General features: G+C 45.3%; 3 protein-coding genes. 1 reads left to right on the top strand and 2 read right to left on the bottom strand.

The window, feature by feature from the left end; translation table 11 throughout:
* Positions 1 to 53: 53 nt before the first annotated feature.
* Positions 54 to 425, bottom strand: coding sequence for an ISAon1 family transposase N-terminal region protein (locus QGT73_RS17260; RefSeq protein ID WP_280123249.1), 372 nt, complete (start codon positions 423 to 425; stop codon positions 54 to 56).
* Between the two features lie 599 nt (positions 426 to 1,024).
* Positions 1,025 to 1,426 carry an A1S_2505 family phage non-structural protein gene (locus QGT73_RS17255; protein WP_280123248.1) on the bottom strand — a complete coding sequence of 134 codons (402 nt, stop codon included), beginning with the start codon at positions 1,424 to 1,426 and terminating at the stop codon, positions 1,025 to 1,027.
* Positions 1,427 to 1,601: 175 nt separating this feature from the next.
* Between QGT73_RS17255 and QGT73_RS17250 the strand changes: the two genes are divergently transcribed.
* A partial coding sequence (locus tag QGT73_RS17250; protein ID WP_280123247.1) for a DUF4372 domain-containing protein occupies positions 1,602 to 2,051 on the top strand: 450 nt, incomplete at its 3' end.

The following is a 2,051-nucleotide window of genomic DNA, read 5'->3' as shown; positions in this document are numbered from 1 at the left end:
GGTACAAGTCGGCAAAATGTTTGCCGTTGACGCAGTACATCTGCGCTATATGCTTAATCGACAGGGCTGTCGTCTCCACCTTCATCTTTTAAAAAAGCCACGAACTCGGCACTGAGTCGTGTCCCTTCCTCGTTGGGAAGCTCGAGGTTGTAGCTGAAGATTTCGTTGGTCTGCTTGTCCCACCACTTGTTCTTGCGCATGTGAAGAAACATAGGCCGTCCTCGCATCGGATAGTCCTGTATCGTAACGTAATCCGTATAGCCTCGCGCTACGATATGCGGATTACGATAGTCTTCATCAGACAGTTTCTTCTTTTCGTCAAGCCATATGTCATAGGACTGTTCCGTGCGCTCGAAGCGCACCATCTCAAATAGTTCGTCCATGCCCTCGGGCAGGCACATCCATATTGCATCTGCGGTTTTCATACCGCAAATTTAACACTTTTCTCAAAATCCATGCACCGCCATTTCGGCTTGACCCATTGTTTCGTATCTCAAATTTTTTATTATCCCACGGCAACGGTAATAGCTGCCGTGGGGTAATTCTTTTTCTGACATGCGGCTGGATGCAGATGGCGGCCACCATACGGGCGCGCTCCTGTAGTTCCTGCCCTCGTTCAAAGCGTATGCGCTTGACCACATCCAATGGACGAGCGTAGATATAGCCCCAGAATCTCGTTCTTGTATTCGTTTTCAGATATGTAGTGCCGTTTTGTTCCGGCTAGTCACGTCCATCTTGCCGAAATAAAATTACAGGTAGAGACTGTCACGTCCATCATAGAGGACGCGACCCATTAATTAGGGGCTGTCGCCGCTGTTTTCTTCAATCAGACAAAACATAGGAAAATGACGACAAATAAACACCTAATGCTAAATATGCACAAAACAGATAATGCATTGATTTATTGAGTCTTGCTTTATTATGTTTGTGCTTATTTACTCGAAAGATTTAGGTCCGAATACCACTTGCGGCTCAGATAATTTATCTCAATCAAAGGTACTTTGTCTAAAACAATACCGAAACCTTACTTATTTTCCTGCTTGCGGATAACGTCTACAAATGATTTAGGCAGGACTACATTATATAGTTTCATAGCCTCTGCGAAAAGCGGAGCTATCTGTTCATCTGTGAAGCCGGCTATACCGCAACCTATACGTGTGACCAAAAATGTAGTCTGATCCCATTCACGTGCAAGTTCGATAAAATCATCTACATACGGCTTTATTGTCTCAACTCCGCCTTGCATGGTAGGTATGGCGTAGGATTGGCCTTGCAAACCTACGCCCTGGCCCATTATTGCTCCGAACCGTTCATGTGCGACGCGGGCTGCACCCCCGTGATGTAACCCCTGGAGGTTACTGCCAAACACGAATATTTCATCTCTGTCAAGCGAGGTTATATTCTCCGGTGTGTATCTCAGGCTCATAATTGCAACATTTATATCGTTTATAATATATTATTACTGTCCGCTAAACTTTTTTTGAGCGATTGAAAAATTAGGGCTGATTCTTGCTAAGGCAAGCGACAAAAGTCGATTACCATTTGCAGGAGTCAGCCCTAATTAGTTATTTTTGGTGTCGTCAAACAAACCATGAATAACCATGAGCAAAAGTAGTAATTTCTTCGGACAGCCGATATATGGGCAGTTGATAAAATCGCTCGACCGCGAAAAAATTGTTGAAATCAGCCGAAAACACGGCGGAGAGAAGTATATAAAGAGTTTTGACGGCTTCACTCACCTGTTGACGATGCTCTATGCCGTGATACAGCGGTTCGACTCATTGCGTGAGATAGAGACCGCCATGACGGCGGAGGTACGTAAACTGCATCATGTCGGAATTAAAACTGTTCCCAGGCGCAGCACTCTGTCTGACGCAAATGCCAGACGCCCGGAGAGCTTCTTTGAAGAGGTATACCGCTATCTGTATGATATCCTTTCATCGGACAGCCGACGCAATGGCACGGAAGAATGGATAAAACAGCTTCGCATCATTGATTCCACGACCATTTCGCTTTTTTCCAATGCCATTTTCAAGGGTGTTGGCCGGCAT

It is taken from the genome of Duncaniella muricolitica, from assembly GCF_910574735.1.
Lineage (GTDB): Bacteria > Bacteroidota > Bacteroidia > Bacteroidales > Muribaculaceae > Duncaniella > Duncaniella muricolitica.
This window is presented reverse-complemented; position numbering and strand designations above follow the sequence as displayed.